Here is a 14,816-nt window from a genome sequence, read left to right on the forward strand (position 1 = left end):
TGCAAGAGTAGGTCACCGCCAGGGGCTTTATCCTGAAACACCCTCACCGGAAACGGTGGGGGTTTTTCTTTGGTGCGGTGGCGACCACAGGTCGCGACCCGCAACAGGTCACCGCCAGGGGCTTTATGCTGGAAGGCCTCCCCCATCGGGAGGCCTTCGTCTTTATGGCGCCTGGCACCACTGGCTTGTGCGGGGTGCTTTTTCCTGTTCGAGGTGGGTCGAGGTACCGTTCGCTGGCGAACGCCGTTGGGGGCAGTCAGCCCACGCATGTTCTTGCGCTTGTCGGTAGAATTGGCCGATCCCCTCGCCACGAACGCGCATGACGACTTCCAATCCAGGCCGCCTCGGCCCCTTGTCGTACCTGATTTTCTCTTCGCGCTGGCTGCAGCTGCCGTTGTATCTGGGCTTGATCGTCGCCCAAGGCATTTACGTGGTGCAGTTTCTGCGCGAATTGTGGCATCTCGTCGAAACAACGCTGTTCCACGACGGTATCGACGCCACGGCGGGTGCGGACAGTGCCGAGGCGACGATCATGTTGACGGTACTGGGGTTGATCGATGTGGTGATGATCTCGAACCTGCTGGTCATGGTCATCGTGGGCGGTTACGAGACTTTTGTCTCCCGGCTGCGGCTGGAAGGACATCCGGACCAGCCGGAATGGCTGTCGCACGTGAATGCCACGGTGCTGAAGGTCAAGCTGGCCATGGCGATCATCGGCATCTCCTCGATCCACCTGTTGGCTACTTTCATCAAGGCGCGCAGCATGGATGGCCAGACCATCATGTGGCAGATCCTGTTGCACCTGACATTCGTGATCTCCGCGGTCGCGTTGGCGTACATCGATCGTTTGACCCAGCCAGGTGGCAAGCAGGCAGCGACACACTGAATTCGCCGGGGGGGCGCGGCGACCACCTGACGAGGCAGCCCTGTTGCTACTCTTTGCCGATCCGTGGGCGAAGGAAATCTTGTGGACCAACGTTACATACTGGCAATAGATCAGGGCACGACCAGCTCGCGGGCGATGCTGTTTGATCAAGCCGGGTGCGTTGCCGGATCGGCGCAACGGGAATTTCGCCAGATCTTTCCGCAGCCGGGCTGGGTTGAACATGATCCGCGGGAAATTCTTTCCAGCGTGCTCGCAACGATCGCGGAGGTGCTGCAATCCGTACAGGCGGGGGCCGAGACTCTCGCCGGCATCGGCATCACCAACCAGCGCGAGACCACGGTGGTATGGGACCGCCATACCGGGGACCCGGTCTACAACGCCATTGTGTGGCAGTCGCGACAAAGTCTGGCGATCTGTGAGCGGCTTGAGGCCGCCGGTCACGCGCCGCTGGTGCGCGCCCGGACCGGGCTGTTGATCGACGCCTACTTTTCCGGCAGCAAGGTCCGCTGGATTCTCGATCATGTTGACGGTGCCCGCGTTCGCGCCGAGCGTGGCGACCTGCTGTTCGGCACGATCGACAGCTGGCTGATCTGGAACCTCAGTGGCGGCCGGCTGCACGTCACCGATGTCAGCAATGCCGCTCGCACGATGTTGTTTGACATCCATGCGAGATGCTGGGACGACGAACTGCTGCAGATGCTGGATATTCCCCTTTGCATGCTGCCGCAGGTGCGTTCGTGCAGCGAGGTCTACGGTCAGACCGCCGCGCTGCCAGGCCTGCCGGCCGGGGTGCCGATTTGTGGCGTCGCGGGCGACCAGCAAGCGGCGCTGTTTGGCCAAGCCTGCTTCCAGCCCGGCATGGCCAAGAATACCTACGGCACTGGCTGCTTCATGCTCATGAATACCGGCACGCGGGCCGTGCCGTCGCAGCACGGGCTGCTGACCACGATCGCGTGGGAGCTGGACGGAGCGGTCGAGTATGCGCTTGAAGGCAGCATCTTTGTCGCCGGCTCGGTGGTGCAGTGGTTGCGTGATGGATTGCAGATGCTGGAATGCGCTGCCGATTCGCAGGCCTGTGCCGAAAGCGTACCGTCCAGTGAGGGTGTCTATCTGGTGCCGGCCTTCGTGGGTCTGGGGGCGCCGTACTGGCGCAGTGACGTGCGTGGCGCGATCTTCGGATTGTCACGCGGCACGCGCAAAGAGCATGTGGTGCGTGCGGCACTCGAATCGATGGCTTACCAGTCGCGCGACGTGCTGGCCGCGATGGAAGCCGATGCCGGGATTCCGCTCAGGGAACTGCGCGCCGATGGAGGCGCCATCGCCAACGATTTCATGGCGCAATTCCAGAGCGACCTGCTCGGCCTGCCGGTGCTGCGGCCGAAAGTCGCCCAGACCACGGCCCTGGGTGCGGCCTACCTCGCCGGCCTGGCGGTGGGCTTCTGGGAAAGCCGTGAGCAGATCGCCAGCTTGTGGCAGATCGATCGACGCTTCCGTCCGCTGATGGAGAAGGTCGCGAGTGATCGTCTGTATCAGGGTTGGCGCGATGCCGTGCAGGCGACCATCGGCTTTCGGGTGACCTGAAACGCTGGACCTCCGCGATGGCGCGAAGGCCTCTGAAGTCCCTGCCGGCCAGTGCCGGGATCAATCCAGCGCGTAACCGAACTGGTCGAGGAATTCCGCTGCGAAATCGGTGTAGCCGAAGCGCTGGTTCTGCGTACCCGGATGCTCGACTTTCAGCGCACCCATCAACGATGCCATCCGGCCCACGGTGGGCCAGTCCTTGCCACGCATGATGCCGAAAATCAGTCCGGCGCGATACGCGTCGCCGCAACCGGTGGGATCCACGATCTGGCGTTCGCGTGCTGGCGGAATCTGATGAGTCTCCTCACCCACGTGAATCGTCGAGCCGCGCGGACCCTGGGTCACGATGTAGGCAGTCACCTTGGCGGCGATCTGGGCGGCGCTCCAGCCGGTGCGTGTCTGCAGCAGCTGCGACTCGTAATCGTTGACGATCGCATAGGTCGACTTGGAAATCATCGAGCGGAACTCTTCGCCGCTGAACAGCGGCATTGCCTGGCCCGGGTCGAAGATGAACGGCACGCCGAGTGCAGCAAATTCGTCCACGTGCTGCAGCATCGCCTCGCGGCCATCCGGCGCCACGATCGCAAAATCGATCTGCGGGATGTCGCGCACATGGTTTTCCTGCGCACTGGACATCGCGCCCGGATGAAACGCGGTGATCTGGTTGTTGTCCAGATCCGTGGTGATGAAGCACTGCGGCGTGAACTGGTCGTCGAACACGCGCACGCTGTCCAGACAGATGCCGCACTGCTCCATGTGCGCGCGATAAGGCGCGAAATCCTGGCCCACCGCCGCTACCGGCAAGGGATCGCCACCGAGCAGCTTGAGGTTGTAGGCAATGTTGCCGGCGCAGCCGCCGAATTCGCGACGCATGCGCGGAACCAGGAACGACACATTCAGGATGTGCATCTGATCGGGCAGGATGTGGTTCTTGAACTGGTCCTGGAACACCATGATGGTGTCGTAGGCCAGCGACCCGCAGATGACGGCAGACATGATGCGCGCGAACCCCCGTTCAGAGTATGGACGAACCGTCCCGCCAACCACCGGCCCACTGGCCCGTACCGGACGGCTCCGGTCAAAAGGATGAATCGTACCGCCATCTGCACCTGTTGGCGACTTTTTGCACGAGCGGCAAGCTCAGCCCGAGGCGCAGGAATCGTGCTTAGGGTCGTGTTGTAGAAGGATTTCTTAACGTTATTGTCCTTGCGCATGTGGCACACGCTGACTAGACTGGCGAGCTTACTTTTTAGCCAAGCCGGACCACGGCGGACCCATGTTCAAGAAGTTTCGCGGGATCTTTTCCAACGACATCTCCATCGACCTCGGCACGGCGAACACGCTGATCTACGTGCGCGGCCAGGGCATCGTGCTGAACGAGCCGTCGGTGGTGGCGATCCGGCAGGATCGGGGACCTGGTGGCCCGCGCACGATCGCGGCGGTGGGCAGCGACGCCAAGCGCATGCTCGGGCGCACGCCGGGCAACATCGCCACCGTGCGGCCGATGAAGGACGGCGTGATCGCCGACTTCACCATGACCGAAGCGATGCTGCAGCATTTCATCAAGCAGGTGCACAAGTCGCGCTTCCTGCGCCCCAGCCCCCGCGTGCTGGTATGCGTGCCGTGCGGTTCGACCCAGGTCGAGCGTCGTGCGATCAAGGAATCGGCCGAAGGCGCCGGTGCCCGCGATGTGTTCCTGATCGAGGAGCCGATGGCGGCGGCGATTGGTGCCGGCATTCCGGTGCACGAGGCGCGAGGCGCGATGGTGCTGGACATCGGTGGCGGTACCTCCGAAGTCGCGGTGATCTCGCTGAATGGCATCGTCTACTCGCAGTCGGTGCGCGTCGGTGGCGATCGTTTCGACGAGGCCATCATCAATTATGTGCGTCGCAACCATGGCACCCTGATCGGCGAATCCACTGCCGAACGGATCAAGATGGAAATCGGCTGCGCGTTTCCGCAGGCCGACGTCAAGGAGATCCAGATCTCCGGGCGCAACCTCGCCGAGGGCGTGCCGCGGATGTTCACCATCAACTCCAACGAAATCCTCGAGGCGCTGCACGAGCCGCTGGCCGGCATCGTCGCCGCAGTGAAGTCGGCGCTGGAGCAGACGCCGCCCGAGCTGTGCTCCGACGTGGCCGAGCGTGGCATCGTGCTGACCGGTGGTGGTGCGTTGCTGCGCGACCTGGACCGGTTGATCTCCGAGGAGACCGGCCTGCATGTGCAGGTGGCGGACGATCCGCTTACCTGCGTGGCCCGTGGTGGCGGCAAGGCGCTGGAGCTGATCGATCAGCACGGCAGCGACTTCTTCGCGCCCGAATAAGGCGCGACCATGGCGCGCACGCGCGATGAGTCCTCGCCGCTGTTCGCCGGCAACGCCGCGGGCACTCTGCGGCTGATCGTCTATCTCGCGCTGGCCGTGGTGCTGATGGTGCTGGACCAGCGCAACGGCTGGCTTTGGCGCCTGCGCCAGACGGCATCCGCGGTGGTCGAGCCGGTGTATCGACTGGCCGGTCTGCCGGCGGTCGGAATTCGCACGATGAGCGTGGCCTTCGCCGATCGCCAGCGCCTGACCGAACAGAATCAACGCCTGCGCGAAGACCTGTTGCTGGCCAATGCCAAGCTCAACCGGATGGCCGCAGTGGCCGAGCAGAATCAGCGTCTGAAGGAATTGCTCGATACCCGGCACAGCCTCGACCTCAACGTGCAACTGGCGCGGGTGATCGGCGTGGATCTGGGCGCCTACCGCTACCAGATCGCCCTCAACGTGGGTGCCCGCGATGGCGTCAAGCCAGGCCAGCCGGTGATCGATGCCCACGGCGTGATGGGGCAGGTCAAGGAGGTCCTGCCGACCACTTCGCTGGTCATGCTGATCACCGATCCGGCGCATGCGATTCCGGTGGTGATCGAGCGCACCGGCCTGCGCACCGTGGCCTACGGCTCGCGCGACGGCGATGAATTGGCCCTGCCCACCATTCCGCTGGCAGCGGATGTGCGCACCGGCGACAAGTTGCTCACCTCCGGCCTTGGTGGCCGCTTTCCGCCCGGTTTTCCGGTCGGTGAGGTGCGCTCGGTGGGGCCGGCGCCCACCGGCATGTTCCTGGTCGCGTTGGCGAAACCGGCCGCGGATATCGATCGCAGCGAAGACGTGTTGCTGCTGCACGACCAGGCCGAGCCGGATGGCCCGCCCGCGCCGGTGACGCCGATGGGGCCGCCCGCTCAGCTGGCTCCCGGTGCAAGCGCTGGCGCGCCGCCAGCGGCCAGCGGGGTGCAACCGTGAGCAGGCAGCGCTTGAGTCACTGGTGGTTTGTCGGCACTTTGGTGTTTGCCCTGCTGTCGATGCTGGTGCCGCTGCCTGGCGTGCTGGAACCGTTCAAGCCGTATTGGCCGGCCTTGATCCTGCTGTACTGGTCGCTGGAGTCGGAAGAGCGCGTGACCCTGGGGCTGGCCTTCATGGTGGGCCTGGGAGCAGACCTGCTCAATGGCGTGGTGCTGGGCGAGCAGGCGCTGCGCCTGTGCGCGCTGGTGTTCATCGCCTTGCGCTTCCGCTCGCGGTTGCGCTTCTTCCCGATGTGGCAGCAGGCGCTGGCGGTGCTCGCCTTGCTGCTGAACGACCGCTTCCTGTTGCTGCTGGTGCGTCTGCTGGCCGGCGCGTCGCTGCCGCCGGCGAGCTGGTGGATTTCGCCCTTTGTCGGTGCCGCGCTGTGGCCCTTCCTGTTTCTGCTGCTCGACGACCTGCGCGCACGATTGCGGATTCAATGAAACTCGATTCAATGAAACGCGATTCAACGAGCCCGAACCCGTGACATGAAGATCCGGCGATCGATCAAGGACCCGCGCGGCGAAAGCCTGCTGTTCAGGCGCCGTGCCGTGACTGCCTTCGTGCTGATCGTGCTGGGCCTGGGCCTGTTGCTGCTGCGCTTTGCATATTTGCAGGTCACTCACCACGACGAATTCGTCACCCGCTCGCAGAACAATCGCGTCAAGCCGCGCGCGATCCCGCCGGCACGCGGGCTGATCTACGACCGCAACGGCGTGTTGCTGGCCGACAATGTGCCGGCCTTCCGGCTCGAGGTGGTGCCCGAACAGGTCAAGGACATGCCGGCGTTGCTGGAGCAGCTGGGCAAGGTGGTGCCGCTGGATCAGGACGATCTCGACGCGTTCCACAAGCAGCTCAAGCAGAGCCGGCGCTTCGACAGCGTGCCGTTGAAAATGCACCTGACCGAGGACGAGATCGACCGTTTCGCGGTGAACCGCTGGCGTTTCTCCGGTGTGGACGTGGTGCCCTACCTGACCCGCCGTTATCCGCTGGGCGAGATGTTCGCGCATGTGGTGGGCTACGTCGGGCGCATCGATGCCGACGACGTCGACCGGCTTGATCCGGTGCGCTACAAGGGCACCAGCCATGTGGGCCGCAGCGGCATCGAGCGCTCCTACGAGGACCTGCTGCACGGCACGCCGGGCTATGAATTGCTGGAAGTGAATGCCGATGGCCGTACCCAGCGCGTGCTGGAGACGCATGCGCCGACGCCGGGCAAGAACCTCTACCTCAGCATCGACGCACGGCTGCAAAAGGCCGCCGAACTGGCGTTCGAGGGCCGACCCGGCGCGGCGGTGGCGATCGACCCGCGCAACGGCCAGGTGCTGGCGATGGTCAGCGTGCCGACCTTCGACCCCAACCTGTTCGTCAACGGCATCAGCAATGCCGACTACTCCGCGCTGACCAACGACCCCGACAAGCCGCTGTACAACCGCGCGCTGCGGGGCGTGTATCCGCCGGGCTCGACGGTGAAGCCGCTGATCGGCCTGGCCGGCCTGGAGACGGGCATGCGCAAACCCGATGACACGGTGCTTTCCACCGGTGTGTTCTACCTGCCCGGCCAGGCGCGCGGATATCGTGACGATCAGCGTGGCGGCGTCGGCACGGTGGACCTCAGGCGAGCGATCGAGATGTCGGTCAACACCTATTTCTACAAGCTCGCGCTGGACATGGGCATCGACCGGCTCAGTGCCTACATGGGCAAGTTCGGCTTTGGTCGCCCCACCGGCATTGACCTGATCGGGGAGTCCTCCGGCGTGCTGCCATCCAGGGAGTGGAAGGCGGCGAACTCCAGGGAGCCCTGGTATCCGGGCGAAACCGTCATCGCCGGCATCGGCCAGGGCTACTGGGCGGTGACGCCGCTGCAGCTCGGCCATGCGATCGCCATGTTCGCCGGGCATGGCGTGCCCTATGCGCCGCGACTGGCGATGGCGACCCAGAGTGGCGTGAATGCGCCGCCGGTAGCGCTGGCCAATCCGCCGACCGGTCCATCGGTGATCCGCAATCCGGCGAACTGGGATGCGGTCAACGAGGGCATGGAGATGGTGATCTACGGCGACCGTGGTACCGGGCGCAAGCTGGCCGCGGGCTTCCCCTACCTGCTGGCGGGCAAGAGCGGCACGGCCGAACGCTATTCGCGCAAGTCCGATGCCTATGACACCAATCGCAGCGCGGCGTATCTCGCCTCGCGCCATCGCGCCTGGTTCGTCGCCTATGCGCCGGCTGACAACCCGCAGATCGCGGTGGCGGCGATCCTGGAATCGGGCGCGTGGGGAGCCGAGTCGGCCGGCCCGATCGTCCGCCGGATTCTCGACGTGTGGCTGGCGTCGCACGATGGCGTGCTCGAGGGAGCCAAGCGCCTGCCGGCGACAACCGCAGCAGCAACTCCCGCCGCCGCGTCGCCACCGGCCGGGTTGCCCGCCGCCAACGACGAGATCGAGGATCTGCCGGAGTCGGCCTCGACCACGGGGGGCACGCCATGATCAATGCACTGTCCGCGCGCGGTCGGCGGTTCCTGCGGCGCATCCTGACCCGGCCGCGCATCGACTTGCCGCTGGCACTGGGTCTGTTCGTGCTGGCTGCAGCCGGCTTGGTCACGCTGTACAGCGCCAGCAGTGCCAGCCTTGGAATGGTCGCCGGGCAAGCGGCGCGCTTCGTGCTGGGCGGTGCGTTGCTGCTGCTGGTCTCGCGCATTCCGCCGGCGGTGCTGCGCAGCTGGACGCCGTGGCTTTACGGCGGCAGCACCGCGTTGCTGGTGGTGGTGGCGATCCTCGGTGAAGGACGCGGCTCGATCCGCTGGCTGGACCTTGGCTTCATGCGCTTCCAGCCGTCCGAACTGCTGAAGCTGACCATGCCGATGATGGTCGCCTGGTACCTGCATCCGCGCCAGTTGCCCCCGGCCTGGAAAGACATTGCCGTGGTCGGCTTGCTGATCGCGATCCCGGCCGGCCTGATTGCCGAGCAGCCGGACCTGGGCACGGCGGTACTGGTCACCGCGGCCGGCGCATTCGCGCTGTTCCTGTCGGGCATGGCGTGGTGGCGCATCGGATTGCTGGTCGGCGCGGTTGGCGGGATGATTCCGGTCGGCTGGCATTTCCTGCACCAGTACCAGCGCGATCGCGTGCTGACCCTGCTCAATCCGGAATCCGATCCGCTCGGCAACGGCTGGCACATCATCCAGTCGCAGATCGCGGTGGGTTCCGGCGGCATCTTCGGCAAGGGCTGGCAGCACAGTACGCAGTCGCGGCTGGACTTCCTGCCCGAACACACCACCGACTTCATCTTCGCGGTGTTCTCCGAGGAGTTCGGCCTGGTCGGCGTGTGCGCGCTGATTGCGCTGTACGCGTTCATCATCGGCCGCTGCCTGTGGATCGCGATGGAGGCGCGCGATACCTACTCGCGCCTGCTCGCCGGCGCGATCGGCATGAGCTTCTTCGTCTACGTGTTCGTCAACGGCGGCATGGTGGCCGGCATGTTGCCGGTGGTCGGCGTGCCGATGCCGATGATCAGCTACGGCGGCACCTCGGCAGTTTCGCTGCTGACCGGTTTCGGCGTGCTGATGTCGATCCATGCGAATCGCAAGACCCACATCTGAACCTCGCCAGCGTGTCGTCGGCGCGCTGCCCGAAGTTGCGCGCGAGTGCGTGTTAGGCTTTCGGCGACATCGTTTTTCCGTGAGCGAAGCCACCACATGACAGCCACACCTGTGCCGCGCCCGGCCCGTTTTCTCGCCGTCCTCAGCCTGTTGTGGGTGGCCTCGCTGACGCCCGCGGCGGCGACCAGCCATCCCGGTCAGGCCGCACTGGTACGCGAAGTGGCGCGCGAGACCGGCAAGAGTCCGCAAGCCCTGAACGCGCTGCTCGACGGTGCCACGAAGCAGCAGGGCATCCTCGATGCGATCAGTCGCCCGGCCGAAGGCAAGCCGTGGAAGGACTACCGGCCGATCTTCCTCACCGACAAGCGCATCGACGATGGCATCGCGTTCTATCGCGCGCATCGCGCGCTGCTGGAGCAAGTCGGCAAGCAGTACGGCGTGGCGCCGCCATACATCGTGGCGATCGTCGGCGTGGAAACCAGCTATGGCCGCAACACCGGCAAGTACAAGGTGCTCGACGCGCTGGTAACGCTGGGGCTGTACTACCCGCCGCGGGCGAAGTTCTTCCGCGAACAGCTGAAGGAACTGCTGAGCATGCCGGACAACCATCTGGCCGGACCGCTCGACACCTTGACCGGTTCGTATGCCGGTGCGCAGGGCTGGGGCCAGTTCATGCCTACCAGCATCCGCGATTTCGCCGTGGATGCCGATCAGGATGGTCACATCGACCTGCAGAACTCGCTGCCGGACATCTTCGCCAGCGTGGCGAACTATTTCGCGAAGCATGGCTGGGTTACTGGCGGCCCGGTGGCGGCGCGCGCGCAGCCGGACGCGGCGGCGAAACCGCTGGCGGTGAAGGATCCGAAGCCGCAATGGCCGCTGGAGCAGCTTGAAGCCTGGGGCTACGCACCACTGCAGCGATTGTCGCCGGCCGAGCCCAGCAGCCTGCAGACACTGGAAGGTCCGGCCGGTCCGGAATACTGGTTCACCTTCCAGAACTTCTACGTGATCACCCGTTACAACCGCAGTCCCTTGTATGCGATGGCAGTGGACCAGCTGGCGCAGGCGATCGCGGCCGGCGTCGGCCCGGCGGAAGCGGCACGATGAGGCTCGCCGGTGCGGCAGTGATGCTGGCGGCGGGACTGATGCTGGCCGGCTGCAGCGGCCACAGGACGAAGCCGTCCCGTCGCGACAGCCCGCCGCGGAGCTCCCCTTCCGGCCCGACCACCCCGCCTGCTGGCGACCGCTTCCACGACGATCTCGGCAAGCCGCAGGGCAGCCGTTACCGCGACGGCAAGGACAGCGTGCCGCCGCCGCTGGATGTCAGCAAGCTGGTCGAGCCGGTGCCCAAGGTCGAGCCGCGCTCGCTGTACGGCAACAAATCACCTTATACGGTGCTCGGGCGCAGCTATCGCGTGCTGCCCAGCGCGCGTGGCTACAAGCAGCGCGGCATCGCCTCGTTCTACGGCAACAAGTTCCATGGCTACAAGACCTCCAGTCTGGAAACCTACGACATGTACGCGTTCAGCGCGGCCAGCACCACGCTGCCGCTGCCGAGCTACGCGCGGGTGACCAATCTGGAGACCGGCAAGAGCGTGATCGTTCGCGTGAATGATCGCGGGCCGTTCCACGAAAACCGGCTGATCGACCTGTCCTACGCCGCGGCGGTGAAGATCGGCATCTGGCCCAAAGGCACCGGCCTGGTCGAGGTGCAGGGCATCGACCCTTCCAGCCCCGGCAAGGAACTGCCGCCGGCTCCCGTGGTCACAGGTCCGCATCCCGGCATCTACCTGCAGGTGGGTGCGTTTTCCGACGCGGACAATGCCAACCGGCTGGCCCAGCGTCTGCGTGAAGCGAATCTCGGCGCGGTGCAGGTCAGCGATGCGCTGATCAATGGCCAGCGCGTGCGCAGGGTGCGGGTCGGACCGCTGACCAGCGTCGAGCGGGCTGACCAGGTCAGCAGCCGGATCGAGGGCCTGGGTCTGCCCCGGCCGCAGGTCGCGGTAGACTGAGCAGGATTTGCGCAACCTTTCCACCCTGGATCGACGCCCGCAACGTCGAACTCCCGAAACCGGACTGAACAACACGATGAATTTTTTCCGCCGCACCCTGATTCCGTTTGCCGCCGTCACCCTGCTGGTCGGCGTGGCCGTCGCCCAGACCCCGCCGCGCCCGTCACCGGTGCCGCGGCCGGTGGTGCCGGAGGCGCCGGTGCCGCCGCCGCCGGACGTCGACGGCAAGAGCTGGGTGCTGATGGATTACGCGACCGGTCAGATCCTGGCCAGCAAGGAACCGGACATGCGCGTGGAGCCGGCCTCGATCACCAAGGTCATGACCGACTACGTGGTCTCGGCCGAAGTAGCCAACGGCAAGGTGCACATGACCGATCCGGTGACCATCAGCGAGAACGCCTGGCGCGGCGGCGGCGCCGGCACCGACGGTTCCACCAGCTTCCTCAAGCTCAACAGCCAGGTGCCGCTGAAGGACCTGCTGTACGGCATGATCATCCAGTCCGGCAACGATGCGGCCATCGCGCTGGCCGAACACACCGCCGGCTCCGAGGCGTCGTTTGCCGCACTGATGAACGCGTACGCCAAACAGCTCGGCATGGTCAACTCGAACTTCGAGAACGCCTCCGGGTATCCGATCGCCAACCACTACACCACCGCGCATGACGTGGCGCTCCTGTCGCGCGCACTGATCCATGATTTCCCCGAGGACTATGCGATCTCCGCGGTCAAGGAGTTCGAGTGGAACGGGATCAAGCAGCACAACCGCAATACCCTGCTGTGGCGCGATCCCAGCGTGGACGGCATCAAGACCGGCCACACCGCCGCCGCCGGCTACTGCCTGGCCGCCTCGGCCAAGCAGGGCGAGTCGCGCATGATCGCGATCGTGATGGGTGCCAGCACCGAGAAGGCCCGCGCCGATTCGGCGATGGCCCTGCTGAATTACGGCTTCCGCTTCTACGAGACGCACAAGCTGTATGACGCCGGCAAACCGCTGGCCACGCCGAAGCTGTGGAAAGGCGCCTCCAGCCAGCTGCCGCTGGGCGTCACCGAGAACGTGCAGGTCACCGTCAAGCGCGGTCAGTACGACCAGCTGAAGGCCACCATGGATATTCCCGCCACGCTGATCGCGCCGTTCACCAAGGGGCAGCAGGTCGGCACCTTGCGCATCACCCTGGACGGCAAGCCGGTGCAGAACGTGCCGCTGGTTGCCCTGGCCGATGCGCCGCAGGGCGGCTTCTTCTCGCGCCTGTGGGACAGCATCATGCTGTGGTTCCACAGCGACAAGAAGGCCGATGCCGAGGCGCCGGCCAAGAGCGCGGACGCGAAGTAATGCAGCCCATCGACTTCACCAAGGCGAAGCAGGAGGGCAAGGGTTTCGAATTCCCCGGCGAGTTCGAGATCACGGCGGTGGGCAACTCCAGCGCCAATCTGCCGAGCCACGTGCCGCAGCTGCTGGAGCGTGCGGGCCTGCACGTGCTGCACGAAACCGTGCGGCATCGTCATTCCGGCGCCGGCAACTACGTCTCGGTGACGGTGAGCTTTCGCTGCGAGAACCGCGAGCAATACGAGGCGGCGCACCATGCGCTGCGCGCCGATCCGGACATTCGTTACACGCATTGAACGGGCATCGGAACGGAGAATCGAAACCGTTTCGGTGTTGCCCCGCCACCACTTCGCATTTCTTCCCGTCCCCATGATCCCGTCGTGAACAACGATCCCCCATCCCCGCCCCCTGCTTCCCGTCCCCTGAATATCCGTCGCCTCGGTCGCCAGCCCTACGCGACGACCTGGCGGGCGATGAGTGCGTTCACCGACAACCGCAACGCCGACACGCCCGACGAGCTGTGGCTGCTGGAGCATGACCCGGTGTTCACCCTGGGCCAGGCCGGCAAGATGGAACATGTGCTGGCGCCGGGCGACATCCCGGTGATGCCGGTCGATCGCGGCGGCCAGGTGACCTATCACGGGCCGGGCCAGATCGTCGGCTACCCGCTGATCGACCTGCGCCGGATCGGCGTGGGTGTGCGCGAGCTGGTGTACCGGATCGAGCAGTCGCTGATCGACACGCTGGCGCACTGGCATGTGCAGGCGGCGCGGCGGGAAGGGGCGCCTGGTGTCTACGTGAGCGAGGCCAAGGTCGCCGCGCTGGGCCTGCGCGTGCGCCGCGGCTGCAGCTTTCACGGGCTGGCCTTCAACGTGGCCATGGACCTGGAGCCGTTTCATCGCATCAACCCTTGTGGCTACAAGGGTTTGGCGGTCACGCAACTGCTAGACTTGGGCGGCCCTGCAAGCCTGGCCGAGGTCGAGGACGTGCTGGTGGAGCAGTTCTGCCGCCAGTTTGGCTTCGTCGCCGAACCCGCAGATTCCCTTTTACCCGAACTCCCCGCGCGCGCGGCGGTCTGAGCTTTCTACATGAGCGAATTACCCACATCGTCGGCCAAGGTCATCCCGATCACCGTCGTCGGCCATGCCCCGGCAGGTGAAAAGCAGCTGGGCAACGACAAGATCGCGCTGAATCGCGCCGGTTTCGACACCGCCGTGCCGACCCTGCGCAAGCCATCGTGGATCCGCGTGCGGCTGCCGCAGGGCAATGCCGTGCAGCAGCTCAAGGCGCGCCTGCGCGAAAACGCGCTGGTCACGGTGTGCGAGGAAGCCTCCTGCCCGAACATCCACGAATGCTTCAGCAAGGGCACCGCCACCTTCATGATCCTGGGCGAGGTGTGCACCCGGCGCTGCTCGTTCTGCGACGTGGCGCATGGCCGGCCGCTGCCGCCGGACACGCTGGAGCCGGCCCGGCTGGCCGAGACGATCCGCGACATGCGCCTGAAATACGTGGTGATCACCTCGGTCGACCGCGACGACCTGCGCGATGGCGGCGCCGAACACTTCGCCGCCTGCATCCGCGCCACGCGCCACGCCAGTCCGAACATCAGGATCGAGATCCTCACGCCCGACTTCCGCGGCAAGGGTCGCATGGAGCGCGCGCTGGAAGTGCTGAAGGACTTCCCGCCGGACGTGTTCAACCACAACCTGGAAACCGTGCCGCACCTGTACCGCGAAGTGCGCCCGGGCGCCGACTACCAGTGGTCGCTGGACCTGCTCAAGCGCTTCAAGGCGCAGCACCCCGGCGTACCGACCAAGTCCGGCATCATGCTGGGCCTGGGCGAAACGATGGACCAGGTGCTCGAGACGATGCGCGATTTACGCGCCCATGACGTCGAAATGATCACCATCGGCCAATACCTGCAGCCCACGCCGCATCATCACCCGGTGGTGCGCTACTGGACGCCGGAAGAATTCGACATGCTGCGCGAAGCCGGTGAGGCGATGGGTTTCCATCACGTCGCCTCCGGTCCGCTGGTACGTTCGTCCTATCACGCCGACCTGCAGGCCCATGCAGCCGGTGTCACCGAATCCGCCTGA

At 65.5% G+C, this 14,816-nt stretch carries 14 protein-coding genes; 13 read left to right on the plus strand and 1 reads right to left on the minus strand.

All coding sequences use genetic code 11. The features are described 5' to 3' along the window. Positions 1–319: 319 nt before the first annotated feature. Positions 320–886, plus strand: coding sequence for a TIGR00645 family protein (locus tag ACQGNJ_RS02680; protein ID WP_426687689.1), 567 nt, complete (start codon positions 320–322; stop codon positions 884–886). Positions 887–967: 81 nt separating this feature from the next. After that, complete coding sequence (gene glpK / locus ACQGNJ_RS02685) at positions 968–2,467, plus strand: glycerol kinase GlpK (protein ID WP_426687690.1); 1,500 nt, start codon at positions 968–970, stop codon at positions 2,465–2,467. A 60-nt stretch (positions 2,468–2,527) separates the two neighbouring features. Here glpK and ACQGNJ_RS02690 read toward each other — a convergent pair whose 3' ends face one another. After that, a complete protein-coding gene (locus tag ACQGNJ_RS02690) occupies positions 2,528–3,463 on the minus strand; it encodes a carbohydrate kinase family protein (protein ID WP_426687691.1) in 936 nt (311 codons plus the stop codon). Positions 3,464–3,743: 280 nt separating this feature from the next. On the opposite strand from ACQGNJ_RS02690, the gene ACQGNJ_RS02695 reads away from it, so the two are divergent. The 11 genes from ACQGNJ_RS02695 (at position 3,744) to lipA (ending at position 14,816) form a co-directional block, all read left to right on the plus strand. Beyond that, positions 3,744–4,790: a rod shape-determining protein gene (locus tag ACQGNJ_RS02695; protein ID WP_426687692.1), complete on the plus strand. Its 1,047-nt coding sequence runs from the start codon at positions 3,744–3,746 to the stop codon at positions 4,788–4,790. A gap of 9 nt (positions 4,791–4,799) precedes the next feature. Further along, a complete protein-coding gene (mreC, locus tag ACQGNJ_RS02700; RefSeq protein ID WP_426687693.1) occupies positions 4,800–5,747 on the plus strand; it encodes a rod shape-determining protein MreC in 948 nt (315 codons plus the stop codon). After that, complete coding sequence (mreD, locus tag ACQGNJ_RS02705; RefSeq protein ID WP_426687694.1) at positions 5,744–6,229, plus strand: rod shape-determining protein MreD; 486 nt, start codon at positions 5,744–5,746, stop codon at positions 6,227–6,229. The genes mreC and mreD overlap by 4 nt, the downstream gene beginning before the upstream one ends. 45 nt (positions 6,230–6,274) lie before the next feature. Continuing rightward, entirely contained in the window at positions 6,275–8,269 is a 1,995-nt protein-coding gene (gene mrdA, locus ACQGNJ_RS02710; RefSeq protein WP_426687695.1) for a penicillin-binding protein 2, read from the plus strand. Then, positions 8,266–9,381, plus strand: a complete 1,116-nt coding sequence (rodA, locus tag ACQGNJ_RS02715) for a rod shape-determining protein RodA (protein ID WP_426687696.1) — start codon at positions 8,266–8,268, stop codon at positions 9,379–9,381. Before mrdA ends, rodA begins: the two co-directional genes overlap by 4 nt. Before the next feature lie 96 nt (positions 9,382–9,477). Beyond that, complete coding sequence (gene mltB / locus ACQGNJ_RS02720; RefSeq protein ID WP_426687697.1) at positions 9,478–10,488, plus strand: lytic murein transglycosylase B; 1,011 nt, start codon at positions 9,478–9,480, stop codon at positions 10,486–10,488. After that, complete coding sequence (locus ACQGNJ_RS02725; RefSeq protein WP_426687698.1) at positions 10,485–11,393, plus strand: septal ring lytic transglycosylase RlpA family protein; 909 nt, start codon at positions 10,485–10,487, stop codon at positions 11,391–11,393. Before mltB ends, ACQGNJ_RS02725 begins: the two co-directional genes overlap by 4 nt. Before the next feature lie 76 nt (positions 11,394–11,469). Next, positions 11,470–12,723, plus strand: a complete 1,254-nt coding sequence (locus tag ACQGNJ_RS02730) for a D-alanyl-D-alanine carboxypeptidase family protein (RefSeq protein WP_426687699.1) — start codon at positions 11,470–11,472, stop codon at positions 12,721–12,723. Beyond that, entirely contained in the window at positions 12,723–13,013 is a 291-nt protein-coding gene (locus ACQGNJ_RS02735) for a YbeD family protein (RefSeq protein ID WP_426687700.1), read from the plus strand. Before ACQGNJ_RS02730 ends, ACQGNJ_RS02735 begins: the two co-directional genes overlap by 1 nt. A gap of 84 nt (positions 13,014–13,097) precedes the next feature. Next, entirely contained in the window at positions 13,098–13,796 is a 699-nt protein-coding gene (gene lipB, locus ACQGNJ_RS02740) for a lipoyl(octanoyl) transferase LipB (RefSeq protein ID WP_426687701.1), read from the plus strand. A 9-nt stretch (positions 13,797–13,805) separates the two neighbouring features. Continuing rightward, the gene (lipA, locus tag ACQGNJ_RS02745; RefSeq protein WP_426687702.1) at positions 13,806–14,816 is read left to right on the plus strand and encodes a lipoyl synthase; all 1,011 of its coding nucleotides are present in this window, start codon (positions 13,806–13,808) and stop codon (positions 14,814–14,816) included.

This window comes from Rhodanobacter ginsengiterrae (assembly GCF_050026815.1).
GTDB lineage: Bacteria > Pseudomonadota > Gammaproteobacteria > Xanthomonadales > Rhodanobacteraceae > Rhodanobacter > Rhodanobacter ginsengiterrae.

Coding starts and splice junctions, on each gene's coding strand:
- ACQGNJ_RS02680 (WP_426687689.1), top strand. CDS start 320: ATGACGACTTCCAATCCAGGCCGCCTCGGCCCCTTGTCGTACCTGATT.
- ACQGNJ_RS02690 (WP_426687691.1), bottom strand. CDS start 3,463: ATGTCTGCCGTCATCTGCGGGTCGCTGGCCTACGACACCATCATGGTG.
- ACQGNJ_RS02695 (WP_426687692.1), top strand. CDS start 3,744: ATGTTCAAGAAGTTTCGCGGGATCTTTTCCAACGACATCTCCATCGAC.
- mreC (WP_426687693.1), top strand. CDS start 4,800: ATGGCGCGCACGCGCGATGAGTCCTCGCCGCTGTTCGCCGGCAACGCC.
- mrdA (WP_426687695.1), top strand. CDS start 6,275: ATGAAGATCCGGCGATCGATCAAGGACCCGCGCGGCGAAAGCCTGCTG.
- rodA (WP_426687696.1), top strand. CDS start 8,266: ATGATCAATGCACTGTCCGCGCGCGGTCGGCGGTTCCTGCGGCGCATC.
- mltB (WP_426687697.1), top strand. CDS start 9,478: ATGACAGCCACACCTGTGCCGCGCCCGGCCCGTTTTCTCGCCGTCCTC.
- ACQGNJ_RS02725 (WP_426687698.1), top strand. CDS start 10,485: ATGAGGCTCGCCGGTGCGGCAGTGATGCTGGCGGCGGGACTGATGCTG.
- ACQGNJ_RS02730 (WP_426687699.1), top strand. CDS start 11,470: ATGAATTTTTTCCGCCGCACCCTGATTCCGTTTGCCGCCGTCACCCTG.
- ACQGNJ_RS02735 (WP_426687700.1), top strand. CDS start 12,723: ATGCAGCCCATCGACTTCACCAAGGCGAAGCAGGAGGGCAAGGGTTTC.
- lipA (WP_426687702.1), top strand. CDS start 13,806: ATGAGCGAATTACCCACATCGTCGGCCAAGGTCATCCCGATCACCGTC.